General features: G+C 58.0%; 23 protein-coding genes. 12 read left to right on the top strand and 11 right to left on the bottom strand.

The genetic code is table 11. The annotated features are described in order from the left end of the window. The first annotated feature begins 69 nt into the window (after window positions 1–69). On the top strand, window positions 70–354 hold the full coding sequence (locus Q0746_RS03430; protein ID WP_298257214.1) for a hypothetical protein: 285 nt from the start codon (window positions 70–72) through the stop codon (window positions 352–354). Between the two features lie 81 nt (window positions 355–435). Here the strand turns inward: Q0746_RS03430 and Q0746_RS03425 are convergent, their stop codons facing one another. The 5 genes from Q0746_RS03425 to Q0746_RS03405 form a co-directional block, all read right to left on the bottom strand. Then, window positions 436–1,338, bottom strand: a complete 903-nt coding sequence (locus Q0746_RS03425; RefSeq protein WP_298257212.1) for an ABC transporter permease — start codon at window positions 1,336–1,338, stop codon at window positions 436–438. Beyond that, window positions 1,331–2,356 (bottom strand): ABC transporter permease, encoded by a 1,026-nt coding sequence (locus Q0746_RS03420; protein WP_298257211.1) that lies wholly within the window; start codon window positions 2,354–2,356, stop codon window positions 1,331–1,333. Before Q0746_RS03420 ends, Q0746_RS03425 begins: the two co-directional genes overlap by 8 nt. Before the next feature lie 82 nt (window positions 2,357–2,438). Further along, the gene (locus Q0746_RS03415; RefSeq protein WP_298257208.1) at window positions 2,439–4,151 is read right to left on the bottom strand and encodes a peptide ABC transporter substrate-binding protein; all 1,713 of its coding nucleotides are present in this window, start codon (window positions 4,149–4,151) and stop codon (window positions 2,439–2,441) included. 56 nt (window positions 4,152–4,207) lie between these two features. Further along, window positions 4,208–5,203, bottom strand: a complete 996-nt coding sequence (locus tag Q0746_RS03410; RefSeq protein WP_298258043.1) for a dipeptide ABC transporter ATP-binding protein — start codon at window positions 5,201–5,203, stop codon at window positions 4,208–4,210. Then, window positions 5,193–6,212, bottom strand: coding sequence for an ABC transporter ATP-binding protein (locus tag Q0746_RS03405; protein ID WP_298257207.1), 1,020 nt, complete (start codon window positions 6,210–6,212; stop codon window positions 5,193–5,195). The genes Q0746_RS03410 and Q0746_RS03405 overlap by 11 nt, the downstream gene beginning before the upstream one ends. Window positions 6,213–6,477: 265 nt before the next feature. Between Q0746_RS03405 and argE the strand changes: the two genes are divergently transcribed. Together argE and Q0746_RS03395 are read left to right on the top strand one after the other, a co-directional pair. Then, a complete protein-coding gene (gene argE / locus Q0746_RS03400; protein WP_298257205.1) occupies window positions 6,478–7,629 on the top strand; it encodes an acetylornithine deacetylase in 1,152 nt (383 codons plus the stop codon). Between the two features lie 45 nt (window positions 7,630–7,674). Beyond that, window positions 7,675–8,838 (top strand): M20 aminoacylase family protein, encoded by a 1,164-nt coding sequence (locus Q0746_RS03395; protein ID WP_298257203.1) that lies wholly within the window; start codon window positions 7,675–7,677, stop codon window positions 8,836–8,838. Between the two features lie 77 nt (window positions 8,839–8,915). On the opposite strand, the gene Q0746_RS03390 is transcribed toward Q0746_RS03395, so the two are convergent. The 3 genes from Q0746_RS03390 to moaA all read right to left on the bottom strand — a co-directional run bounded on the left by Q0746_RS03390 (window position 8,916) and on the right by moaA (window position 11,172). Next, window positions 8,916–9,677: a sulfite exporter TauE/SafE family protein gene (locus tag Q0746_RS03390; protein WP_298257201.1), complete on the bottom strand. Its 762-nt coding sequence runs from the start codon at window positions 9,675–9,677 to the stop codon at window positions 8,916–8,918. Between the two features lie 69 nt (window positions 9,678–9,746). Next, entirely contained in the window at window positions 9,747–10,175 is a 429-nt protein-coding gene (locus tag Q0746_RS03385; RefSeq protein WP_298257199.1) for a hypothetical protein, read from the bottom strand. Continuing rightward, the gene (gene moaA, locus Q0746_RS03380; RefSeq protein ID WP_298257197.1) at window positions 10,168–11,172 is read right to left on the bottom strand and encodes a GTP 3',8-cyclase MoaA; all 1,005 of its coding nucleotides are present in this window, start codon (window positions 11,170–11,172) and stop codon (window positions 10,168–10,170) included. Before moaA ends, Q0746_RS03385 begins: the two co-directional genes overlap by 8 nt. 85 nt (window positions 11,173–11,257) lie before the next feature. Between moaA and Q0746_RS03375 the strand changes: the two genes are divergently transcribed. Next, window positions 11,258–11,782 carry a hypothetical protein gene (locus tag Q0746_RS03375; RefSeq protein WP_298257195.1) on the top strand — a complete coding sequence of 175 codons (525 nt, stop codon included), beginning with the start codon at window positions 11,258–11,260 and terminating at the stop codon, window positions 11,780–11,782. On the opposite strand, the gene Q0746_RS03370 is transcribed toward Q0746_RS03375, so the two are convergent. The 3 genes from Q0746_RS03370 to glmU are packed head-to-tail and all read right to left on the bottom strand — an operon-like array spanning window position 11,779 to window position 15,641. Beyond that, the gene (locus tag Q0746_RS03370; protein WP_298257193.1) at window positions 11,779–12,465 is read right to left on the bottom strand and encodes a DNA alkylation repair protein; all 687 of its coding nucleotides are present in this window, start codon (window positions 12,463–12,465) and stop codon (window positions 11,779–11,781) included. The two genes, Q0746_RS03375 and Q0746_RS03370, sit on opposite strands and share 4 nt — an antisense overlap. After that, entirely contained in the window at window positions 12,462–14,285 is a 1,824-nt protein-coding gene (gene glmS / locus Q0746_RS03365) for a glutamine--fructose-6-phosphate transaminase (isomerizing) (RefSeq protein ID WP_298257191.1), read from the bottom strand. The genes Q0746_RS03370 and glmS overlap by 4 nt, the downstream gene beginning before the upstream one ends. Further along, entirely contained in the window at window positions 14,286–15,641 is a 1,356-nt protein-coding gene (gene glmU / locus Q0746_RS03360; RefSeq protein ID WP_298257189.1) for a bifunctional UDP-N-acetylglucosamine diphosphorylase/glucosamine-1-phosphate N-acetyltransferase GlmU, read from the bottom strand. Between the two features lie 121 nt (window positions 15,642–15,762). On the opposite strand from glmU, the gene Q0746_RS03355 reads away from it, so the two are divergent. The 8 genes from Q0746_RS03355 to Q0746_RS03320 all read left to right on the top strand — a co-directional run bounded on the left by Q0746_RS03355 (window position 15,763) and on the right by Q0746_RS03320 (window position 25,482). Continuing rightward, window positions 15,763–16,428 carry an HAD-IA family hydrolase gene (locus Q0746_RS03355; protein ID WP_298257187.1) on the top strand — a complete coding sequence of 222 codons (666 nt, stop codon included), beginning with the start codon at window positions 15,763–15,765 and terminating at the stop codon, window positions 16,426–16,428. A gap of 56 nt (window positions 16,429–16,484) precedes the next feature. Continuing rightward, on the top strand, window positions 16,485–17,705 hold the full coding sequence (locus Q0746_RS03350) for an aminotransferase class I/II-fold pyridoxal phosphate-dependent enzyme (protein ID WP_298258041.1): 1,221 nt from the start codon (window positions 16,485–16,487) through the stop codon (window positions 17,703–17,705). An 829-nt stretch (window positions 17,706–18,534) separates the two neighbouring features. Then, window positions 18,535–19,698 carry an isovaleryl-CoA dehydrogenase gene (locus Q0746_RS03345; RefSeq protein WP_298257185.1) on the top strand — a complete coding sequence of 388 codons (1,164 nt, stop codon included), beginning with the start codon at window positions 18,535–18,537 and terminating at the stop codon, window positions 19,696–19,698. Between the two features lie 119 nt (window positions 19,699–19,817). Continuing rightward, complete coding sequence (locus tag Q0746_RS03340; protein ID WP_298257183.1) at window positions 19,818–20,297, top strand: hypothetical protein; 480 nt, start codon at window positions 19,818–19,820, stop codon at window positions 20,295–20,297. 19 nt (window positions 20,298–20,316) lie between these two features. Further along, a complete protein-coding gene (locus Q0746_RS03335; RefSeq protein WP_298257181.1) occupies window positions 20,317–21,915 on the top strand; it encodes a carboxyl transferase domain-containing protein in 1,599 nt (532 codons plus the stop codon). 138 nt (window positions 21,916–22,053) lie between these two features. After that, a complete protein-coding gene (locus tag Q0746_RS03330; protein WP_298257179.1) occupies window positions 22,054–23,994 on the top strand; it encodes a biotin carboxylase N-terminal domain-containing protein in 1,941 nt (646 codons plus the stop codon). Beyond that, the gene (locus tag Q0746_RS03325) at window positions 23,987–24,643 is read left to right on the top strand and encodes a glutathione S-transferase family protein (protein ID WP_298257177.1); all 657 of its coding nucleotides are present in this window, start codon (window positions 23,987–23,989) and stop codon (window positions 24,641–24,643) included. Before Q0746_RS03330 ends, Q0746_RS03325 begins: the two co-directional genes overlap by 8 nt. Beyond that, a complete protein-coding gene (locus tag Q0746_RS03320) occupies window positions 24,640–25,482 on the top strand; it encodes a hydroxymethylglutaryl-CoA lyase (protein WP_298257175.1) in 843 nt (280 codons plus the stop codon). Before Q0746_RS03325 ends, Q0746_RS03320 begins: the two co-directional genes overlap by 4 nt. The last annotated feature ends 5 nt before the right edge of the window (window positions 25,483–25,487 follow it).

The following is a 25,487-nucleotide window of genomic DNA, read 5'->3' as shown; positions in this document are numbered from 1 at the left end:
GCCCAAAAAATGGTCACTTTACGCAACCCGCAGGCAAAGACCAGCGGGGCAACAGAGCGAGGGACCTTCATGGAAGCACTTATTTCTCAACTTGTCGGTGGTGCCGTTGGCGGCATGGCGGGCGGAAAAGTTAATGCTGGTGGCAGCATGGGCGGCATTGGCAATTTGGTTGCAGGCGCGGTCGGCGGTGTCGGTGGCGGCTCACTTATCGGTGGCCTCTTGGGGGCTACAGGCGGTGATGCGGCGGGCGGCATGGATATCGGCGCGATCGCTGGTAATCTGATTGGCGGCGGCGTAGGCGGCATGGTCGTGCAGATGGTTGTCGGCATGGTGATGAAGAAGATGAAGGGCTAAACTCTTCCACTTCATCTGAACGATTAAGGCCCGGAGCATTGCGCATCCGGGCCTTTTTTGTTGTTTCGCACGGAAGGAGAGCTACCGCCCGCGGATCTTCGGATCCAATGCGTCGCGCAAGCCATCCCCCATATAGTTCACCGACAACACCGTCAGCGAAATCGCAAGACCGGGCCACATCACGCGCTCGGGGTATTGTTGCAAGTAGTCGACGCTATCAAACAGCAGGCGACCCCATGTGGGAAAATCCGGTGGGAAGCCAAGGCCTAGGAAGCTCAGCGCGCTTTCTGTGATGATCGCATTGGCAATCCCCAAGGTGGCGGAAACCATGATCGGGGACATGACGTTCGGCAGGACATGGCGGGTGATCATGCGTCGGTTCGGGGTGCCAATGGAGCGTGCGGCGAGGACAAATTCGCGCTCTTTGATTGCCAGCACATCGCCGCGCACGATCCGTGCGGTTTGCATCCATGACGTCGCCCCGATGGCGGCGACCATCAGAATGAAGATGCCACCCTCCGGCCCGAAGGCCGCGTTCAGCTTGTCGCGAAACAGCATGATGATCACCAGCAACAGGGGCAAGAGGGGCAAGGCGAGAAACAGATCGGTGGTGCGCATCAACACCCCATCTAACTTTTTGAAATATCCGGCCAAAACGCCAACCAAAGTGCCAAGCCCCAAGGCCAGTGCCATCGCGGTCAGCCCCACGGCCAAGGACACACGTCCGCCCGCCATCATCCGCGCAAAGGTATCACGGCCCAGTTGGTCGGTGCCCATCGGATGGGCCATGCTGGGGCCTTGGTTGCGCGCACGAATGTCGATGTGAGTGGCGTCAATGCCCCACAGCCACGGCCCGAAAATCACAGCAAGTATGATTGTCAGAAAGAAGACCGCCCCAACCAGCGCGCCTTTGTGGGTTTTATACTGGTCCCAGACATCCCACCATTGATTGCGCGGAGCAGGGGCTTGCGTTGTATCAGTCATAGCGAATCCTCGGGTCCAGAATGCCGTAAAGGACATCGGCAATCAGGTTAAACAGCACGATCAGGATCGCGAAGATGAAGGTCAAGGTCTGCACAGTTGGCACATCGCCGCCTTGAATTGCGATGATCAAAAGCTGCCCAAGCCCGTTCACCTTGAACACCTGTTCAGTGATGATCGCCCCGCCAAAGATCGACGGAATGCCCAAGGCAATTACGGTGACCACTGGGATCATCGAGTTGCGCAAAACATGGACAAGTACGACCGTTTGCTCTTTCAAGCCTTTGGCCCGCGCTGTGCGCACGTAGTCTTGGTTCAGATTGTCGAGCATGGAGGCGCGTGTGAAGCGCGAAATCTGCGCTGTAATTTGCAAGGCCAACACCATCACCGGCATGATCATCTGGCGGAATTGGTATTTGAAGCTTTCCCAGTCCGTCACCTCGTGGGTGGTGTCATAGATCGAGGGCAGCCAGAAGAAACTATCGCTGGGGATCATCACCGAGAACAGGACAATAACCAAAACGCCCGAGAAAAACGGTGGCACCGAGAAGCCGATCATCGACACCAAAGTGCCCAGCTGGTCAAAGACGGAATATTGTTTGTAGGCCGAGATAATCCCGATCGGCAGAGCGATAAGCGTGCCAACCAGATATGCCGTGCCGACAACCATCAAGGTTTGAGGCATGCGTTGCATGATCAATTCCATCACCGGCGAACGGGTCTGGTAAGAAATCAGGCGAACCTCACCGGCTGTGCCCATGTCCCAGCCAAAGGCATGCTCTAGGTAGATACGTGGCTCCAGCCAGAAGAACTGCTTTAGCCATAACCCGTATTGCACAATCAGCGGCTTGTTGACGCCCAGAGCCTCGCGAATTTGTTCGCGTACCTCTGACGGGATGGTCAGGGGCAGGTTGCCCGTCGGATCAGACGGGCTGAGCTTCACGATCATAAAGATCACGAAAGAAATGAACAGAAGCGTCGGGACCGTTAGGATCAACCGGCGGATCGTGAAGGTGAACATGTTTCGGCGCCTCGGTTCAGGTCTTAAGGAAGGGTGGGGAATGTGAGGCGGGACTGGCCCGCCTCACGAAGAGGTTCAGAGATTACTTGATGCGGTACCAATCGGCCGAATTCCAGATCTCGCTATCCCAAACGTTCAGGATTACACCCCCAAGGGAGTTGGCATGCGCCGACAGACGGCCACGGTGCACAAGCGGGATCATACCGCCGTTTTGCACGATGATATCGTTCAGCTGTTTGCCAATCTCGGCGCGGGCTTCAAGGCCTGCAGTTTCGGCCAGCTTGGCGTGCAGGGCATCGAACTCTTCGTTACAGAAGCGCGAGATGTTTTCACCCTGCCACTGCGTCGCTGGGCTAGGTGCCTTGTCGCAAAGACCGTTCGCAAGGTAGGATTGCGGGTCGGTGCCGTTGAAGGTGTTGGCGTACATTTCCACGTCCGCATAGAACTTCTGGAACGTGTCCGGAGACGCCGCATCACCACCAAAGAAGACCGACGCGTCGATGTTGCGCAGCTCTGTTGTGATGCCGATTTCTGACCACCACTGTTTGATCAAGGCTTGGAAGTCCTGACGCACCGCATTGGTTGAGGATTGATAGAGGACGCTCAGCTCAACGCCATCTTTGTCGCGGCTGCCGTCGCCATTGCTGTCGACCCAACCGGCATCTTCCAGCAATTTGTTTGCCCCAGCGATGTCTTGCTTGTCGCAGGTCATCGATGTGGAGTTGAACGCGTCAGGGGCCGGAACCCAGTTACAGGTCACTTTACCCGCTTTGCCGTAGCCGATTTCCACCAGCAACGAGCGGTCGATGGCCATGGACATCGCTTTGTAAACGGCCGGATCACCCAAGAACGGGTGCGGGCGGATCACGGAGCGGTCTTCGGCGCTCAGGTCAGCGGAAGGGTTGGTTTGGTTCAGCATGATGCGCTCGACCAGCGGGCCAAAGCCTGCGACCGGTGTGCCTTTGCCGCCCTTTTCCATGTTGGCGATGACGTCTGGTGCCAGCTGAAGGTTCCAAGCGTAGTCAAACTCGCCTGTCTCCATAACCGCGCGGCCCGCAGCGGTTGCGTCGCCGCCGCCTTTGAAGGTCACCGATGCGAAGGCAGGCTTGCCTTCTTCGCGGTACATGTCGTTGGCTTCCATTGTGATCACGTCGTTGGGCTTGAACTCAACAACTTTGAACGGGCCGGTGCCGATGGGATTGAAGTTCTCGGTAGAACAGCTGGAGGCCGCAGCACCGGTGCAGTTCGCGAATTGCGCGGCTTGGATGATCGGGCTTTCGCCGCCCACGAAGGGGCCGTAAGGGAAGGGGGTTGGCTTGTCGAAGGTGACCTTAACGGTCATGTCGTCAAGCGCCTCTACGGAGGTCACACCTTCAAATTTTGTAAGCTGCGCACAGCCGCCTTCGGGGTGCATGCAGTAGTCGGCGGTGAATTTCACGTCAGCCGAGGTGAAAGGCGTGCCATCGGCCCATTTGATGCCGGGCGTGATTTTCCAAGTGATGGTGGTCAGATCCTCGGATACGCCGCCATTCTCGGTTGTTGGGATTTCGCTTGCAAGCCAAGGCACCAAAGCGCCTGTCTCGTTGTAGCGCGCCAAAGGTTCGATGATCATCGAGGCGGCTTCAATATCCTTGGTGCCGCCAGACAAGAACGGGTTCAAAATCGACGGCGCTTGCCAGTAAATGATCGATACGTTGCCATCACGACCACGCTCTCCGGCGTGGCCATCGGCCATCGCCATTGGCACTGAGGCCAATGAGGCTGCGGCTCCCATTAGGGCTAATTTGAGTTTCATTTAATTTCTCCTTGTTGAGTGCTCATAGTGCCTCATTTAGACGTCTTATCAACGCTCTATGTAATGTCGTTAAATCTATGGCAGGCGACAAAACGGCCCGGTTGGACCTCCCGGAATTCGGGCTCGTCGCGTTTGCAAATGTCTTTCACCGCGGGGCAGCGCGTGCAAAAGTTGCACCCCTGCGGTGGCTTGGCGGGGGACGGGACGTCGCCGGTCAAAATGATGCGTTCGACTTTCTCTTCTACAGAGGGGTCGGGCTCGGGCACCGCACTTAAGAGTGCCTTGGTGTAGGGGTGCTGCGGGTCGGCGTAGATGTCGTCGCGCGGGGCCAGCTCGACGATGCGGCCTAGATACATCACCGCCACACGGTCCGCGATATGGCGCACCATCGACAAATCATGCGAGATAAACAGGTAAGTCAGCCCCAACGTTTCTTGCAGCTCTTCCAGCAGGTTTACAACCTGTGCCTGAATAGACACATCAAGGGCGGCGATAGGCTCGTCGCACACGATGAACTTGGGGTTAAGAGCCAAAGCGCGCGCAATACCGATGCGCTGGCGCTGGCCCCCCGAAAACTCATGGGGATAGCGATTGGCGAAGTCGCGGTTCAATCCAACCTGATCCATAAGTTCCAACACGCGGGTCCGACGCTCTGCAGGGGTGGATTTGATATGCTCTCGCAGGGGTTCTGCGATGATCTCTGCCACCTTCATCCGCGGATTCAGGGAGGCTTGCGGGTCTTGGAAGATCATTTGCATCTGCGTCCGCATGTGGCGCAGCTCTTCGGGGGCCGCCTTTGCAATGTCCTGCCCGTCAATCACCACTGAGCCATCAGTGACCTCATACAAGCGCAACACAGAACGCCCTACGGTGGACTTGCCGCACCCCGACTCGCCGACCAATCCAAGGGTCTCCCCCTCGAATATATCGAAGGATATCCCATCGACGGCTTTCACCTCTCCGGTGCGCCGTTGCAGCAACCCGCCAAAGATCGGAAAGTGCATTTTCAGATTGTCGACAGTGACAAGAGGCTGCTTTTGATCATCCAGCATTGCGCGGACCTCCGGCGTCGAAGTCATAGAAGCATGCCGCGTCATGGCCATTTCCAGCGGAGATGCGGCTTGGGTTTTCAGTATCGCAACGGTCAAAGCGGTAGCCGCAGCGCGCACGGAACGGGCAGGCGGTCGGGGCAGCGCCGAGGATTGGTGGCTGGCCCTCAATGACGTTCAATTTTTCGGGCCGCTCTCCGCGCACACTCGGGATCGTTTGCAGCAACGCGCGTGTGTAGGGGTGTTGCGGATTGTTGAACAACTCGCGGGTAGGGGCCTGTTCCACAACCTGCCCCCCATACATTACCATGACACGATCAGCGATTCCGGCAATGACGCCAAGGTCATGCGTGATCCAGATGATCGCCATTCCCAGCTTCTCGCGCAGCTCTTTTACCAGTTCTAGAATTTGGGCCTGAATGGTCACATCCAACGCGGTCGTCGGCTCATCTGCAATGAGCACCTGTGGATCGCAGGCCAGCGCAATCGCGATCATCACGCGTTGACGCATGCCGCCCGAGAACTGGTGCGGGTAGTCTTTGAGGCGGCGGTTGGCATCCGGAATGCCCACCAGTTCCAACAACTCGGCCGCACGCAGGCGCGCCTGTGCCTTGGTCATCCCCATATGCGTGCGCAAGGGTTCCATGATCTGATACCCGACGTTGAACACCGGATTGAGCGAGGTCATCGGGTCTTGGAAAATGAAACCGATTCGCCCGCCGCGCACGCGACGCAGGGTGTCCGCATCAGCTTGCAGCAGGTCAAGGCCATCAAGCAAAACCTGCCCTCCGCGAATATCTGCGGGTGGGGATGGCAGCAAACCGATCAGCGACATCATCGTCACAGACTTGCCGGACCCGCTTTCGCCAACCACACCTAACAATTCACCCGGACGCACGTCGAAGCTGACGTCGTTGACGGCATGTACCTCGCCGGAGCGGGTTTTAAAAACGGTCTTTAGGTCCCGTACATCAAGCACGGCTTCTAGGACTGGCGCTGGCCCGTCTGGCATTAAATATCCCCTATTGAACGGCTCCAGTATCCTCTGGTGCTCGTCGATAATGGAGGACCGTATCACCAGAATTTTGAGTGGCAACGATAAAATTCGAAATTTCTCGCTACGTACGATAAAATTCGAAATTTTTCGCGACGTACGATAAAATTCGAAATTTTTCGCGACGTAGCGGCATTTGGTGATTTCTCAACGGAGGGCTTGACGATGCGCAAGGTGCGGATCAACACTCCGCGCGTAACCCTTCGAAATTAAAGGACGCTTCATGGACGCCCGCGCCATATTAGACAAGCTTGTGTCATTTCAAACGGTCAGCTCCGCCAGCAATTTGGACTTGATCGACTGGGTGGAAGACTATCTGGAAAGCCACGGGGTTTCCGCCACACGGGTTTACAATGATGACGGAAATAAAGCCTCTCTTTATGCCAATGTCGGGCCTTTGACCGAAGGCGGCGTTGTGCTGTCTGGCCACACGGATGTGGTTCCCGTTGAGGGGCAGGCGTGGGACACTGACCCGTTCACAGTCGTAGAAAAGAACGGCAAACTCTATGGTCGCGGCACGTGCGATATGAAGGGATTCGACGCATTGGCCTTGGCCGCAGTCCCCCTTGCGCTAGAGCGCGGCATCAAGCGCCCGCTGCAAATCGCCTTTAGCTATGATGAAGAAGTCGGCTGCTTGGGGGCCCCTCCTATGATTGCCCAGATGCGCAAACATATGCCCGCTGCCAGCGCTGTGGTCGTGGGGGAGCCATCAATGATGAAAGCCGTATCGGGCCACAAAGGCGGCTACGGCTGGTGGATACATATGCACGGGTTCGAGGTTCATTCTTCGCTGCTGCACACTGGCGTGAACGCCATCATGTACGGGGTAAAACTGATTGAATGGGCGAATCAAGTGAATGACACGAATATGGCTGCGACGCCTTCCGCGCTTGCCGCGCAGTTCGTGCCGCCTTTCACCACTGCACATACTGGTACAATAACAGGCGGTACTGCCCATAATATCACCGCTAAGGATTGCGAATTTGGCATCGACTTCCGTTTGGTCCCCGGGGACAACATCGAATCGTATCGCGACGCGCTATTTGCCCGCGTAGCAGAGGTGGAGGCCCAGATGCAGGCCGTGGTGCCTGAAACGCGCATCGAGATCACCCAGCGTTTTCACGTGCCACCGCTTCAGCCGGAAAATGACGGTATGGCTGAACGCCTCGTGCGCCAAATCACCGGAGATAACGCGCGCCATGTTGTCAGCTACGGCACAGAGGCGGGGCAGTTTCAGGAGAAAGACTACTCCACCATCATCTGTGGTCCCGGCGATATTGCGCAGGCACATCAGCCAAATGAGTTCCTAGAGGTTTCACAATTTGAGGCCGGACAGCAATTCATGACCAAGCTTATCGATCATTTAGCCACCTGAATTTGAACACGACAACTTTCGCTATTATTCCAAAGGATACGCCTCATGCCTGTGAAGAACCGATTTTCCGAATTGCTGCCCGAGATCACCGAATGGCGCCGCGATCTGCACGAAAACCCCGAGATTTTGTTTGAAACCCATCGCACCTCTGCGGTGGTGGCGGAAAAGCTGAAAGCCTTTGGCTGTGACGAAGTCGTTGAAGGGATCGGGCGCACCGGTGTTGTCGGCGTGATCAAGGGCAAATCCAACGGGTCGGGCAAAACCATCGGGCTACGGGCCGATATGGATGCGCTGCCGATACTGGAAGCCACGGGGCTGGAGTATGCTTCTAAAACTCCGGGTGCCATGCATGCCTGCGGCCACGACGGGCACACGGCGATGTTGCTGGGGGCGGCGAAATACCTGTCCGAGACGCGCAATTTTGACGGCACGGTCGTGGTGATTTTCCAACCAGCAGAAGAGGGCGGCGGCGGCGGGCGCGAGATGTGCGAAGACGGTATGATGGACCGCTGGTCCATCGACGAAGTATACGGCATGCACAATTGGCCGGGCCGCCCAGTGGGCAGCTTTGCAATCCGTCCGGGGGCGTTTTTTGCGGCGACTGACATGTTTGAGATCACTGTCACGGGCAAAGGCGGTCACGCCGCAAAACCTCAAGAGACCATCGATACCACCGTGATGGCGTCGCATATGGTGCTAGCGCTGCAGACCATCGCGTCGCGCAACGCCGATCCGGTGCAGCAGATCGTGGTCTCGGTGACCTCCTTCGAGACGGAAAGCAAAGCCTTCAATGTAATCCCAGAGACGGTAACGCTTAAAGGGACCGTGCGCACGATGTCGACTGAGATGCGTGATCTGGCAGAACACCGCGTGCCCGAAATTGCCGAAGGAGTAGCTTCGACGTTTGGCGGGCGCGTTGATGTGAACTACATGAAAGGTTACCCCGTGATGGTGAACCACGAGGCGCAAACTGAATTCGCAGCCTCCGTCGCGGCGAAAGTATCAGGGGCATGCGACGAGGCGCCTTTGGTCATGGGCGGGGAGGATTTCGCCTTCATGTTGGAAGAACGCCCAGGGGCCTACATCCTTGTGGGCAACGGCGATACCGCCAATGTTCATCACCCTGAATACAACTTTAATGACGAAGCGATTCCCGCCGGATGTAGTTGGTGGGCTGAAATTGTCGAACAGCGACTTTCTGCTGGGTGATCTTGAAGAACAACACCTTAGGCTTCGCCCCGAAGTGCGGTGCCTGAGGTGTTGAAAACCAGGCGACTTCTTTGCAGCTATCCGGCGATGAAGACGCGGTAAAAGAATACGGCACTCATCACGAAGCCTACCGTCGCAACGATCCCGCGTACAACCGGCATGGGCAGCGCCTTGGATAGAGGCGCGCCCGCATAGCCACCGGCGGTGGAGGCGACCATCATCATCAGCCCCGCTTTCCATTCGATGATGCCGGCACCTGCAAAAATGGCCACAGATATTACCGACAGGATAAAGCTCATCGAGGTTTTCAGCCCGTTCATCTGATGCAGGTTGGTCATGCCCCATAGGGAAAACAGCGCCAGCAAGATGATGCCCAAGCCGCCATTAAAGTAGCCGCCATAGGTCGAGACGGCGAACATGCCGATGAAGCCAAAGGGCGTGACCGATTTTGAGTGTGACGCGGCCCATGCACGAATGCGCGCGCCGAACAGGAAGATCAATGTCGCGGCCAGCAGCAAGAACGGCACAAGGGCCGAAAAGGCGCGATCCGATGAGATCAGCAGCAAGAACGACCCAAGCGCGCCACCCAGAAGGGCGATGCCGATCAGGCGGAACAGCTGCTTGCGGTCGAACTCCATAACCTCTTTGCGAAAGCCCAGTGCACCGCCCAAGTACCCCGGCAACACAGCGACCGTAGAGGTCGCATTGGCCACTACCGGCGGAATGCCCACGAAAACGAGGGCAGGGAAGGTCAAAAACGTGCCGCCCCCCGCAATGGTGTTCAAGACACCGGCACCAAAGGCGGCAGACAAAAGCAGAAGGATTTCGAAAAGGGTCATCTTGGTCCCAAAGGCTGAGGGCAGGTTTGGCAACTTTGTGACACATGAGGCGGACGCATACCAGTCAGCTTAGCGGTGGCGTATGATCCACAGGAACGGGACGAGGCCAAGCAGAGTTGCGAGCGGTGTGAGCCATGGGGACCACATCAGTTCCCAAAAGGGTTCGTAGGAAAGCCATGTCGCGCCAAAATGCGCGCGGTATTCAAAGGCCGTCATATAGTACTGCCAGACACATAAAGAGGTCCAGATTGCCCCAAGGCCGATCAGTCTAAGTCGTCTGGGCTTGCACAGGTAGGAAAACAAGGTCAACGGCAACGCGCATAGGGCCGAAGTAAAGAATGTGACGCCGATGATTTCTCCAAGACTAGACGGGTACAGGTAGAAAAGGAGGTCTCGCTCACCGGTCAAAAAGCCATGGTATATCCCGAAAGAGACGACCTCATGCGTTAGCGCGGCTATTGCCAAGCTAAGCCAGCCTGCAAGCCATATCCTAGCCACCCGTGTGGCTCATGTGGCGTGTCATTTGACCGCCGAGCTCTTGGCGTGAGTAATCAAAATCGTGGCCTTTGGGCTTCATCCCGATCGCCGCGCGAATGGCGTCTTCCAGCGGGGCGTCGCTTTCGGACGAACGCAAAGGCCCCCGCAGATCGGACTTACCCTCTTGGCCAAGGCAGGTGTAAATTTCGCCGGTGCAGGTGATGCGCACGCGGTTGCAGCTTTCGCAAAAATTATGGGACAGCGGGGTGATCAGGCCGATCTTTTGGCCGGTCTCTTCGAGGCGCATATAACGTGCGGGGCCACCAGTGCGGTCCGGCAGGTCGGTCAGGGTGAATTCCTCGGCCAGACTGGCGCGCAGATCGTTGAGCGACCAAAACTGGCCGATGCGGTTCTCATTCCCGATATCCCCCATGGGCATCACTTCAATAAAGGTCAGATCCATACCCAGATCGGCGCACCAAGCGGCGATGTCGAACAGCTCGTCCTCGTTGAAGTCCTTTAAGGCCACCGCATTGATCTTAACTTTCAGACCAGCGGTGAGGGCCGCCTCAACCCCGCGCAAAACCTGTGGCAAACGCCCCCAGCGGGTAATTTCTGCAAATTTGGCTTCGTTGAGCGTATCCAGTGAAATATTCACCCGACGTACGCCTGCGGAATACAAGTCTGCGGCGTATTTTTCTAACTGCGATCCGTTGGTGGTCAGCGTCAGCTCTTTCAACGCGCCAGCTTCCAAATGCCGCCCCATGCCTTCAAAGAACCCCATGATTCCGCGACGCACCAATGGTTCGCCCCCGGTGATCCGAAGTTTCTCCACGCCGAGCCCGATAAAGGCGGTGCACATGCGGTCCAGTTCTTCCAGCGTAAGTAGCTCTTTTTTCGGCAAAAACTGCATGTTTTCCGACATGCAATACACACAGCGAAAATCGCACCGGTCCGTGACGGATAGGCGCAGATAGGTGATGGCACGATGGAATGGGTCGATGAGCGGGGCTTTCATAGTTTTAAGGTAGTGTGCGCGACAGCCCGCGACAACCCGCCTAAGGTCGTTGATGACTTATATAAATGCGGGTAACGTTTTTGTCATGAAGCATCTGATACTCACCTTCGCCCTGATCCTGTCGCTTTCCGCTTGTGGGGAAACGTTCAGCAACCCGTTCGAAGCATTGAAGAAAAAACCGCCTGCCGAAGAGCCCGCATCTGAAGAGCCGCTCAGCGCGATTGATCCACCGGCGGAACCTGACGTGTCTGCGCCTTCCGAGCCCTCGGTGGTAGAGGTCGGGGCTGTTGGGCAAAACGCAGCGTCATTGGACAAATCCACAACCGCCGAAAAACAGGCAGCATCTACCGCACCCGCCGGCGCAACCTTTCTGGGCACCACAATCGCCAGCTTGGGCGACCCGACAGAGCAGGGGTTTTGGCTTCGAACACCTTTGGTCGAGACCGAAACACAAGGCTCGGTCGAGACAGAAAGCGGGGCGGTCGTTCAGCTGAAACTGATCCCGATTGACGGGCCATCATCCGCGGGCAGCCGTATCTCATTGGCAGCGATGCGAGGGTTGAACCTTGGGCTGACCGATTTGGCCAGCCTCAAGGTTTCCAAAAGCTAGCTTTGACGTTTCAGCATCTGGGCGGCCTCACGGCGCCCCGATCTGGTCATACGCTCACCGTGTTCTTCCAAGAAGGCCTGTACGCGTGGTGCATCATGGCGCGACAGGTCACGTAACCACCACGCAATTGCGCGTTGGATCAGCGGGTCGTGATCCTCTGCCAAAATGGCGGCCCATTCCAAAACCCGATCCCGGACCGCCTCATCGGCCAGTTTGGACCGGTTTTGCTTTGTCCAGGGTTGCGTGAACGTCAGCAAGGCGCGGCGGGTCCAGACATTCGGCGCGCCGACCCATTCGTCCATTTGGCTCAGGCGCGTCGTATCCCACACCACGCGCTTTGATGCCGCATTCGAAAGTTGATCTGCAATGGCCACACAATCCACATCTTCGAGCCAGCTCACCAGCATGTCCCACGCGGGGGCATCATCGGGGCGGATGCGCGCTTGGGTCAGAAGTTTGGCCGCACAAATGCGGGCCTCAAAGATGTTGCTGTCCCACAGGCCTTTTGCAAGCGCAAGGCGGGCGGATAAATCGTCACCGCGCCAGTCTTTGGCAAGTGTGTCCAACTCGGATGAGGCGACGCCAAGGTAAGGGCGTTCCACGCCGTGATACTCAGCGAGGCTGGCCGCCTTGGAGGCGTCGGCCATGCGTTCGAGATGCGAGATCGCGTCTTGCGGTGTCATTCTACAGTCACTGATTTTGCTAGGTTACGGGGTTGGTCCACATCGGTGCCTTTTGCAACAGCGGTGTGATAGGCCAAAAGCTGGGCCGGAACCGCATAGAGGATAGGGGCAAGAAACGGGCTGATGCTGGGCATGATGACGGTTTCCCAGACGCCGTCGCTGGCCTCCTTTGCGCCTGCCGCATCCGTGATCAACACCACCTTGCCGCCGCGCGCCATCACCTCTTGCATGTTGGACACAGTTTTGTCGAACAACTCGTCCGTTGGGGCCATGACAACCACGGGCACTGTCTTGTCGATCAGCGCTATGGGGCCGTGTTTTAGTTCGCCTGATGCGTAACCTTCAGCATGTATGTAGCTGATTTCTTTGAGTTTAAGTGCGCCTTCCAGCGCCAGCGGATACATCGGACCGCGACCCAAGAATAGCACATCCTGCGCAGAAGCAATTTTGCGCGCAATGCGTTTGATTGCTTTCTCAAGCGTTAAGGACTGGTTCAATATGCCAGGCAGAAGGTTCAATTCTTCCATGTGCTTGGTCAAGGCTGCGTCATCCAGATGGCCACGTTGGTGACCGGCCTTAAGGGCCAGCGTTGCGAGGGCCAGCAACTGGCAGGTGAAGGCCTTGGTAGAGGCCACGCCCACTTCGACGCCGGCCATAATTGGCAGCGCCAGATCGCTTTCTCGTGCGATGGAGCTTTCGGGCACATTGACCACCGACAAAATCATTGCGGCCCGACCTTTGGCGTAGCGCAGGGCGGCCAGAGTGTCCGCGGTCTCACCCGATTGAGAAACGAACAGCGCGTATGATTTATCCGAGATCACCGGCTGGCGGTATCGGTACTCCGATGCGATGTCGACGTCGACAGGCAGGCCTGCGATTTGCTCAAACCAGTATTTGGCCACTTGGCAGGCAAGATTGGCAGTCCCGCAAGCAACCATTGTTATGCGGTCGCATTTGGTGAAGTCGATAGTGCCGCTCGGCAGTTCAATGCCTTTGGCATCGGCGCTGCTATAAGCGCGCAAAGCGTCGGCCAGCACGACGGGTTGCTCGGCGATTTCCTTTGCCATGAAGTGCTTGTGGCCCGCCTTTTCAATTCGCGCTTCGTCCACCGCGATTGTTTTCATCTTGCGGTTGGACAGCTTTCCTTTGGCGTCATAGATTTCCAAGCTGTTGCGGGTCAGGACGGCGCGGTCGCCTTCCTCAAGATAGGTGATGCGGTTGGTCATCGGAGCCAGCGCAATCGCGTCAGAGCCCACGTACATTTCCCCGTCTCCATGTCCCACAGCCAATGGAGACCCCTTGCGCGCTGCAATCATCAGGTCGTCTTCGCCGTGGAACAAGAAACATAGCGCAAATGCGCCGTCCAGCAGCGCAATCGTCTGCTCTGCCGCGTCACGCGGGGGCAGGCCTTGGTCTAGAAAGCGGCGGGCCAACATGACAATGGTTTCAGTGTCTGTGTCGGTTTCACTCGTGAAGCCATCTTTGGCAAGGTCAGCGCGCAGGTCCTTGAAGTTCTCGATAATCCCGTTGTGCACCACGGCAACAGGGCCGGATTGATGCGGATGTGCATTCTCAACCGTAGGGGCGCCATGGGTGGCCCAACGGGTGTGGCCGATGCCGGATTTGCCCGCCAATGGTTCGTGGACCAACAGGTCAGACAGATTGACCAGCTTGCCAACAGCACGGCGGCGATCAAGCGCCCCGTCGTTCACGGTCGCAATGCCAGCGCTGTCATAGCCGCGATACTCGAGGCGCTTTAGGGCCTCGACAATGATCGGGGCAACTTCATGAGTTCCGAGAACTCCAACAATTCCGCACATTTACGCGTCCTTCTTTTGCTTTTTGGCTCGCAGCATTTGCATCAGCTTGCGTGCGAGGCCCGTCTTGTTTGTTTGGCGCACCCGCGACAGGGCCAAATCCCCGTCGGGCACGTCTTCGGTTACCACGGTTCCAGAGCCGGTCATGGCGTCGACCCCCACATCCACAGGGGCGACCAGCAAGGTGTTCGACCCGATAAACGCACCTGCGCCGATTGTCGTGCGGTGTTTGAACACCCCGTCATAGTTGCAGGTGATGGTCCCTGCGCCAATGTTGGCCCCAGAGCCGACATGCGCGTCGCCCACATATGACAGGTGGTTGACCTTGGCCCCTTCGGCCAGCGTGGCGTTCTTGATTTCGACGAAGTTTCCGACTTTGGAACCTTCCTCCAGCTCCGCACCGGGGCGTAGGCGGGCAAAGGGGCCAACGACAGCGCCTTGTGCTACATGGCAGCCTTCAAGATGACTAAAGGCCTTGATCTCGGCCCCTGATTCAACAGTGACTTCTGGGCCAAAGACCACATTCGGGCCAATCACCGCGTCACGGCCCAAAACCGTATCATAGGCGAAATAGGTGCTGTCTGGCTGCGCCAAGGACACGCCATCCTCCATGGCGAGGTGACGCATTCTGGCCTGAAAGGCCGCTTCGGCGGCGGCGAGTTCCTGCCGGGTGTTGATGCCCAGTGTTTCGGCTTCGTCACATGTGACGGCTGTGGCGGTTAACCCACGCGCGCGGGCGAGGCCGATGATGTCGGTGAGGTAGTACTCCTCAGAGGCATTGTCGTTGCCGACTTCCGCGATCAGCTCGAACAACACAGATGATTTGCACATCACGACGCCGGAGTTGCACAGGGTGACCTTTAACTGCGCAGGGGTGGCGTCTTTGGCTTCGACGATTTCATCCAACGCGCCATCTGTCACGATCAGGCGACCATATCGGCCCGGATCTTTGGCGTTGAAGCCTAGTACTACGACGTCAGCCGTTGCACGGGCGTCTTTCATGTTTTGCAATGTTTCGCCCGACACAAAAGGGGTGTCGCCGTATAGAATGACCGCATCGCCTTCAAAGCCCTCAAGCGCCGAACGGGCTTGGTCGACCGCATGGGCGGTGCCATTTTGCTCGGTCTGGCGGGCGAAAACGAGGTCGTCGTGGTGTTTTGACAGGCTATCTTCGACCTGATCCGCGCCATGTCCGGTGACGATGACGGTCTTTTCAGGTTCCAATGCCGTGGCCGCGCGCAGAGCGTGAACCGCAAGAGGGGCTGCGCCGATCTGGTGCAATACCTTTGGAAGATTGGAGTTCATGCGGCTGCCTTGACCAGCGGCCAGCAAAACGAGGGCGATAGAATTACTGTTCACGTATGGGACCTTTCCGGTTGCCCGGCCTTTCCTTCTTGTTGGCCCCGTTCTATCGGTATCGTGCTGCAGCGCAAGGTGCGCCTGCGTCACAACAGGTTTCGTCACGTTACAGGAGACATTTATGCGCACGGTTATTTTCGATTTGGACGGGACCTTAGCCGATACCAGCGGTGACCTGCTGGCGGCGGCGAACGCCTGCTTTCGCGGGTTGGGGCACGGCGATGTGCTTCGGGCGGAGACGGACGCGGGAACTGCGTTGCGCGGCGGGCGAGCCATGCTGACCTTGGGGTTCGAGCGCTTGGGTGTTGCGTATAGCTCGGAGGATATTGACGCGCAGTATCCTGTCCTTTTGAAAGCCTATGGGGCGGATATCGCGCGCCATACCAAATTGTATCCCGGCGCGCGCGAGGCGGTCATCCGATTGCGTGACGCGGGCTATAAGGTCGGCATTTGCACCAACAAGCCGGAAGGTCTGGCCGAGCAATTGATGGCAGAGCTGGCGTTCCGCGACGTCTTTCATAGCCTCGTGGGGGCCGACACCCTACCTGTCCGCAAGCCAGATCCCAGCCCTTATATCGAAGCCGTGAAGCGGGCAGGTGGGGAGGTTGCGCGTTCGGTTCTGGTGGGGGATACGAAAACCGACCGAGATACCTCCACCCATGCGGGTGTGCCCTCTATTTTAGTGACCTTCGGGCCCGGGGATTTTGACGTCGCGGCCTTGAAGCCCGAGGCGTTGATGTCTCACTTTGACGAGTTGGAGGAAATTGTGTCGCGCCTGATCGCTTGACTGTTATTCAGCCCCCCCCCAAGGTCAGGGCTGCAGAATTCGAAAAGGCCTAGATGATGTTTGAAGTTTTTGACGGCAGCTTTACCCAGCAAGAGCCTATTCCGGAGGAGGGTATCGCCGCTGCGATGGCGGTTTTGCAGCATGGGCGGCTTCACCGTTACAATGTGACCGATGCAGAACATGGCGAGACGGCCTTGCTGGAGCAGGAATTCGCAGCGTTTACCGGTGCGAAATACGCACTTGCCGTGGCGTCGGGTGGCTATGCGATTGGCTGCGCATTGCGTGCAATAGGGGTTAAGGCCGGTGACACGGTTCTGTCCAACGGGTTCACATTGGCGCCGGTGCCCGGGGCGATTGCTTCGCTTGGGGCGGAGCCATTGTTCGTCGAGACAGCCGACAATCTGACCATTGATCTGGATGACCTGGAGGCGCAAATTGAGGCCTCTGCCGCGAAATACCTGCTGTTGTCCCATATGCGCGGGCATTTGTGCGACATGGACCGGTTGATGGATATCTGCGACGCCTCTGGGGTGTTGGTCGTGGAGGACTGCGCCCACACGATGGGGGCGGACTGGAAGGGCACCCCGTCAGGGCGGCACGGCATCATCGGGTGTTACTCTTGCCAAACCTATAAGCATGTCAACTCGGGTGAAGGTGGTTTGATGGTGTCCGACGATGCGCAGATCATGGCGCGGGCCACAATCATGTCGGGGTCATATATGCTCTATGAACGGCATCTTGCCTCCCCACCTGCCGATGCATTCGAACAGGTGAAATATGTCACCCCGAATATATCGGGCCGGATGGACAATCTGCGCGCCGCAATTTTGCGCCCGCAGTTGGCAAAGCTGCCTCAGCAGGTCGAGGCATGGAATGCCCGCTACGCCGCGATGGAAGCCGGTTTGCGCAATGCCCCCGGGCTATCCATCATCGAGCGCGACCCGCGTGGGGTCTTTGTTGGCTCATCTATCCAGTTCCGGCTCCCGAAAGCCTCGGTTGACGAAATTGAGGTGTTTACCTCTCGCTGTGCCGCCCGCGGCGTGGAGTTGAAGTGGTTCGGAGCTGCCGAGCCAGTCGCTTTCACCTCGCGATACGACAGTTGGCGTTACGCGCGGCCTCAAGCTTTGGCGCGGACGGATGAAATCCTGTCCGGTTTGTTGGATATGCGCCTGCCTTTGACGTTCAGTGTTGAGGATTGCGACCTGATTGCCCGCATTATTCAAAGCGAAGCGCGTGCTTTGCATGGTCGCGCGGCTTTGGCGAGCCAGAGCGGATAGGCCGGTTTCAGGCGTAGAGGGTGTGTTTGCCGGTGGGCGCTTGTCCAAAGAGGGGCTGACCCCGTGCAGCGCGCTCGCCTCGCGCGTGGTGAAATGCGCCATGCTGTAGACACGGTTGTGTTCCTCCACGATGCGTTTCAAATCACCTGGGGAATAGGTGTGCGCTTCGGATAGCCCAAGCGCCTGTGCGCAGAGCTTTGAGCAGAACCACCGGTCTTGTACGTGTCTGCGCAGGTTGATGAACTGGCTCATCAGCAATCCCCAGTAGTCGTAGCCCCGACCTGTGTGGCGGGCAGCGCGCTCAAAGGTGTCATGTGGGGCCCACGGAACTTGCACAAATTCATAGGCGCCTTCGCGGAAATAAAGCTCACGCACACAGACGCCCCCATGCTTGCCTTGCGCAGTAACGCAGAGGTGAGTCTCTCCAGTTTTGGGCGGTCGGGAACTAGTTAATATCTCACAATGCGAGAACTCTGAGCGGGTGACCCACTTTACAAGAGTATCGCTAAACGGCCGACCTTCTCCCCGGTAGAAGGCTAGATAGATCATTTTTTGGTCTCATTTCTTCGGAACAGATACTGTGTCGAAAGTGAGGCAATTTCCCGCGGTGGCGCAAGGTTAATGGTGCTTTGGCAATGACTTAGGGGATATTGGGCGCCCAAAAGGTATGTGATTCCTTACCTTTCTAGTTAGCGGAGGTGAACAATTCCTTAAGAATCGGTTGATTGTTGAACCGGCCGTCTGCTCGGCCAATTCAATTGTTGGTGTTGACCGGCACGAAGGCTCTGACTAGTATATGAACACATGTTCAATAACTGGAAGTGACGCCATGTTTAATGCCTCGATGAATTTCGACCTAGGGGAAGACGTCAATGCCTTGCGTGACATGGTGCACCGCTGGGCCCAAGATCGCGTGAAGCCAATTGCCGCGGAAGTTGACGCGTCAAACGAGTTTCCAGCTGATCTGTGGACCGAGATGGGCGCGCTGGGTTTGCTTGGCATTACCGTGCCTGAGGAAGATGGTGGCTCGGGGATGAGCTATCTTGCCCATGTGGTCGCCGTGGAAGAAATCGCACGGGCATCTGCATCGGTGTCGCTGTCTTACGGCGCACATTCCAATCTTTGCGTGAACCAAATAAAATTGAACGGGACGCCCGAGCAAAAGGCAAAATATCTACCCGGACTAATGTCAGGCGAGCATGTTGGCGCCTTGGCAATGTCAGAGGCCGGAGCCGGATCGGATGTGGTCTCCATGTCCTTGAAGGCGGAAAAGCGCAACGACCATTACCGCCTGTCGGGCAATAAGTACTGGATCACCAATGGCCCAGATGCCTCAACGCTAGTGGTCTACGCCAAGACTGACCCAGAGGCTGGCCCGAAGGGGATCACCGCCTTTATCGTCGAGAAATCCATGAAAGGGTTCTCCACGTCACCGCATTTTGACAAGCTTGGTATGCGCGGCTCAAACACCGCGGAGCTGATCTTTGATGACGTCGAAATCCCGTTCGAAAACGTGCTGGGCGAAGAGGGGCGCGGGGTCCGCGTTCTGATGTCGGGCTTGGACTATGAACGCGTGGTTTTGGCAGGCATCGGCACCGGCATTATGGCCGCCTGTCTGGATGAGGTTATGCCTTATATGGTGGAGCGCAAGCAGTTTGGCCAACCCATCGGCTCGTTCCAGCTGATGCAGGGCAAGATTGCCGACATGTATACCGCGATGAACTCCGCACGCGCTTATGTTTACGAGGCAGGCCGCGCCTGCGATCGCGGGGCGATCACCCGTCAGGATGCCGCTGCGTGCTGCCTTTATGCCTCTGAGCAAGCGATGGTCCAAGCGCACCAAGCGGTGCAGGCGCTGGGCGGCGCTGGGTTCTTGGCCGATGCGCCCGTGGCGCGTTTGTTCCGTGATGCCAAGCTGATGGAGATTGGGGCAGGCACCTCCGAGATCCGGCGCATGCTGGTAGGGCGCGAGCTGATGGGAGCGATGGCGTAGCAGGCTTGGGGTCGCTCGAATGACGTATGAAGTTGAAGTGATCATGGGCGGTGTGCTCTGGTGGCCAAACTTGAACGAAAGCGGATCCCCGCTTTTCAACATGGTTTGAAGGACATCGAATGAAATATCTTCCTCTCGTACTTGCTATGGCGGCCACCCCCGCCGTCGCCGCCGAAACCCCAATCGCGCAAGACAAGGTTCTTGTTCTTGCCTGTTTGGAAGCCATGGAGGCGGGCACCACATGGCCGCAATGCGTGGAGTTGATGTTCCAACCCTGCGTGTCTCATGAGGTGGGCACATTGGCGCATACCACCTGCCTCAGCGGGGTTCGCGAAGAATGGTCTGGCACCGTTCAGACCCTGCAAGATGAAGTGATCGAGGCCGTGACGACCGGCGGCACCTCGGAGTTGTTGGACCTAATGGGGCAATGGACGGGCTATGTGGTCCAGAAGTGCCAAGACGTGGCCGAGGCGAAAACCACGGGCGCGGAGAGTGCGCGGCTGGGCTGTGAAATCAGCGAGCTGGCGGGCCTATCGGGCGAATTCGCAGCCTGCTTGGAGGGACGATCCTCCGCAGGATATTGCGAGCTAAAAGAGTAATGCATCTAAGGGCGCAAACATGAAACTAACCTCTGATATTTCTGCCGGTTCCGAGACGTTCCGCACGAATGAAGCGGCAAATCTTGAGGCCTTAAGGGTCATCAAAGATGCCGCCAGTGCCGCAGCGCTTGGCGGGGGCGAAGGCTCTCGTGAGCGTCACTTGAAGCGGGGCAAAATGCTGCCGCGCGATCGGGTGTCGAACCTGCTGGATCCGGGCTCCCCGTTTCTGGAAGTCGGGGCCACTGCGGCGCATGGGCTTTACGGTGGTGCGGCCCCTTGTGCAGGGGTGATTGCGGGCATCGGGCTGGTGCAGGGGCGCCAAGTTATGGTCGTGTGCAATGACGCCACGGTTAAGGGCGGCACCTACTACCCGATGACGGTAAAGAAGCATCTTCGCGCCCAAGAAATTGCAGAGGAAAACCACCTGCCTTGCGTTTATCTGGTGGACAGTGGCGGGGCGAACCTGCCCAATCAAGACGAGGTTTTCCCAGACCGCGACCACTTCGGGCGCATCTTTTACAATCAGGCGCGGATGTCAGCTAAGGGCATTGCGCAGATCGCGGTTGTGATGGGGTCATGCACCGCAGGCGGGGCCTATGTGCCTGCCATGTCTGATGTGACGATCATTGTGAAAGAGCAAGGCACGATTTTTCTGGCCGGTCCGCCATTGGTGAAGGCCGCCACGGGCGAGGTAGTAAGTGCCGAGGACTTGGGCGGCGGTGATGTGCATACGCGCTTGTCTGGCGTTGCGGATTATCTGGCTGAGGATGATGCTCATGCTCTTGCATTGGCGCGTCAGGCGGTGGGGAACTTGGGCGGCTCTGTGGATGGGGCGGAGGCCACTTACGACGCGCCGTTATACGACCCTTCAGAGTTGCTGGGTGTGGTGCCTGCCTCGCTGACAACCCCTTACGACATTCGCGAGGTGATCGCCCGTGTGGTCGATGGCTCGCGCTTTGACGAGTTCAAGAAGCGCTACGGGGAGACCTTGGTCACTGGCTTTGCCCATATCTGCGGCATGCAGGTGGGGATCATCGCGAATAACGGTGTGCTGTTCTCGGAAGCGGCCCAAAAGGGCGCGCATTTCGTGGAGCTTTGCTCGCAACGCCGTATCCCCTTGGTGTTCTTGCAAAACATTACCGGCTTCATGGTCGGGCAGCAGTATGAAAACGAAGGTATCGCACGCCACGGGGCCAAGATGGTCACGGCGGTGGCAACGACTTCGGTGCCGAAAATTACGATGGTTGTGGGCGGCTCTTTCGGGGCCGGTAACTACGGCATGTCGGGGCGGGCTTACCAGCCGCGCTTTATGTGGTCATGGCCCAATAGCCGGATTTCGGTCATGGGGGGGCCGCAGGCCGCGGGTGTGCTGGCCACGGTGAAGCGCGACGGTATCGAGCGCAAGGGTGGCACATGGTCGGAAGAAGAAGAGGCCACCTTCAAGCAGCCAACTATTGATATGTTTGAGGAGCAATCGCATCCGCTCTATGCGTCGGCGCGGCTGTGGGATGACGGTGTCGTTGATCCGCGTAAGGCACGCGACGTGCTGGCATTGTCCTTGCGTGCGGCCCTGAATGCCCCAATCGAGGAGACACGTTTCGGCGTGTTCCGGATGTAGAGAATGCATCGTCACCTCACTCAGTCATACCCTTTCACCAACAAGGGGGCGGCCCAAAGCGGCTTCGAGCCCCTTTGTTCCGCTCAGGCCAGCGGCGGGTCCGCAGGGCCTGCTCTTGCATCATTGGGACGCGCATAAATGTTTAACAAAATCCTAATCGCCAACCGTGGTGAAATCGCTTGCCGCATCATCGACACCTGTCGCCGCTTGGGCGTGGGCACCGTCGCGGTTCATTCGGATGTGGATGCGCAGTCGCGTCACGTCGCCTTGGCGGATGAAGCCATCTCGCTGGGGGGGGCCACACCAGCGGAAAGCTACCTGCGTGGGGACGCAATCATTGCGGCGGCGCAGGCTACGGGCGCTCAAGGCATTCACCCGGGCTACGGCTTTTTGTCGGAAAACCCCGACTTCGTAGAGGCCGTGGAGGCGGCGGGTCTTCGCTTTATCGGCCCTTCGGCGGAGGCGATCCGTGCAATGGGATTGAAGGATGCAGCCAAGGCCTTGATGGTCGAGGCGGGGGTCCCTGTGGTGCCAGGCTATCACGAAGCCGCGCAGGACAATCTGGCTGCCGAGGCCGACAAAATTGGCTATCCTGTTTTGATCAAGGCGGTCGCGGGTGGCGGCGGCAAGGGGATGCGCCGCGTGGACGCGGCGAAGGACTTCGCTCAAGAGTTGGAGGCCGCGCAGACCGAGGCACAAAAGGCCTTTGGTAATGCCGCAGTCCTGATCGAGAAATATGTCACCACACCGCGCCACATCGAAGTGCAGGTCTTTGGCGACGGCAAGCAGGCCGTGCATTTGTTCGAGCGCGACTGCTCGCTGCAACGCCGCCACCAAAAGGTCATTGAGGAAGCCCCTGCACCTGGCATGACACCCGAGATGCGGGACGCCATGGGGCAAGCCGCCGTTCGCGCAGCAGAAGCCGTGGGATATGCGGGCGCAGGGACGGTCGAGTTTATCGTTGATGCATCCGACGGGCTTCACGCGGACCGCTTTTACTTCATGGAAATGAACACCCGTCTTCAGGTCGAGCATCCCGTCACAGAAGCCATCACTGGTGTTGATTTGGTGGAATGGCAATTGCGTGTGGCCTCGGGAGAAGGCCTGCCGGTCAAACAAGAAGACCTGTCGATCACGGGGCATTCCTTTGAGGCCCGTATCTATGCCGAGGATGTCCCTGCGGGGTTCTTGCCAGCCACAGGCGTGTTGCACCGGTTGCAGTTCGCGCAAGGCGCGCGCATTGATACCGGCGTGCGCCAAGGCGACGAAATCAGCCCGCATTATGACCCGATGATTGCCAAATTGACCGTGCATGGGCCGGATCGGGCAACAGCATTGGGTCAGTTGACGCATGCGTTGAAGGCCACGCAAATTGGCGGCACAGTCACCAATATCGGCTTCCTCGCGGCGCTGTCCTTGCACGAAGGCTTTGCGGCCGGTGATGTCGACACGGGCCTGATTGAGCGCGATCTAGACGCGCTGATCGCCCAAGCGGCCCCATGCTCCAAGACGCGGGCGTTGGCGGCTGCGGCGTCTTTGGGGCTGCATCACGCACAAGATTTGCCAGATTTCGCAGGTCAGTCCCTGTGGGGCGGGGTGGAGCAAATTGCCCATTTTGCCTTCGAGGACGCCGAAGAGGCGCGCGTTGAAACCCTATCGGGCACGCGGTTCAAAGTGACCTTGCCTGACGCCACCCATGAGTTGACCCATGACGGGCAGGCTTGGGGGATCGATGGCACCAAGATTGCCGCCGCTGTTTGGTGCAACGGCAATCAAGGGGCAGTGTTTTGGGGCGACACATACGCCTTTACAGTTCCCGACCCACTCGCGCGTGATGCGGATCAGGGGGCGGGCGACGGGGTCACCCGTGCTCCTATGCCGGGCTTGGTGCGGGTCGTGGATGTCGCTGCGGGCGCTCAGGTCAAAGCGGGCGACCGGCTGCTGGTTCTGGAGGCCATGAAAATGGAACACGCCCTGCGCGCAGAGGCCGATGGCACAGTCATCGAGGTGATGGCGTCCGCGGGGGATCAAGTGACGGCTGGCGTTGCATTGGTCCGTTTGGAACTGGGTGATGACTGAGGTCACCCTCCACCATGCGCATCAAACGCGCTCGATGCGCAGTTTGTGGTTGCTTCATGAATTGGGTGTGCCCTTCAAAACGGTGGTGCACGCATTTGGGAAGAACCTGCGTTCGGAGGACTACCTGAAGTTGAACCCCTCGGGCCGTGTTCCTGCGCTGGAGATCGGGGGGCAAACGCTGTTCGAGACGGGGGCAATCACCCAATATCTGTGCGAAATGTTCCCCGAGGCAGGCATGGGGCGCGAAGCAGGTCACCCAGAGCGCGCGGATTGGCTGGTCTGGGTGCATTTTGCCGAAACAATTACCCAGCATTGCGCCGCACTCACCCAACAGCATGTGGCGCTTTATGAGGATCACATGCGTAGCCCCATCGTGATGAAGCTGGAGGCCGCGCGGATCGGAAAATGCTACGGCGCGTTGGAGCGGCGCCTCGATGGGCGCGAATACCTATTGGATAGCGGCTTTTCGGCTGCGGATGTTTCTTGCGGGTATTCGGTCTATTCGGCGCAGCATTTCACCAAACTTGAGGGCTTCCCGATGGTGGCAAGCTGGTACGCCCGCATCCGTGAACGCCCAGCATTTCTAGCCTCTTTGCCGCCGGTGGACGACAGGCTTTACCCCCGAGAATTCTTTGAGGTTCCGACATGAGAAACACGGTTGAGATATTTGAAGTTGGCCCCCGCGACGGTTTGCAAAACGAGAAAGCGCAAATCGCCACGTCGGACAAAATTGCCTTGGTGGACACGCTCTCCTCGGCTGGGTTTAAACGCATCGAGGTGGCCAGTTTCGTCTCCCCGAAATGGGTACCACAGATGGCCGATAGCGCCGATGTTCTTGCGGGCATCAACCGCGCTGATCGCGTGTCCTACGCGGCCCTTACCCCGAATATGCGCGGGTTGGAGGGGGCCATTTTGGCCAAAGCGGACGAAGTTGCGGTGTTCGCCAGCGCGTCCGAGGGGTTCTCCAAGGCCAATGTCAATGCAACGATCGAGGAGAGCATCACCCGTTTCGTACCCATCATGGAGGCAGCCCCTATGCCGGTGCGCGGCTATGTCTCTTGTGTCGCGGATTGTCCCTTTGACGGGCCAACCGATCCGGCGGATGTGGCCAGAGTGGTGGAAAAACTCTTTGCGATGGGCTGCTACGAGGTCTCGTTGGGGGACACGATCGGGCAGGCAGAGCCAGAACAAATTGACGCGATGCTCAACGCAGTGCTGGAGGTGTGCGACGCCCGAAAACTGGCAGGTCATTTCCATGACACCTCCGGTCGGGCTTTGCAAAACATCGACGTGGCTTTGCTGCACGGGGTACGCGTGTTTGATGCCGCAGTTGGCGGGTTAGGGGGCTGCCCCTATGCGCCAGGGGCTGCGGGCAATGTCGCGACGGAAGCCGTGTTGGCTCATGTTGAGGACGCAGGATACGCCACCGGATTGGATGCGAAGATAATAGCGCGGGCAGGCCAAATGGCCCAAGCCATGCGCGGATAGAGGAC

Origin of the sequence: uncultured Litoreibacter sp. (assembly GCF_947487515.1) — a bacterium.
In the GTDB taxonomy this organism is placed as follows: Bacteria; Pseudomonadota; Alphaproteobacteria; order Rhodobacterales; family Rhodobacteraceae; genus Litoreibacter.
The sequence above is the reverse complement of the archived record's forward strand: the minus strand, read 5'-3'. Positions and strand labels throughout refer to the sequence as shown.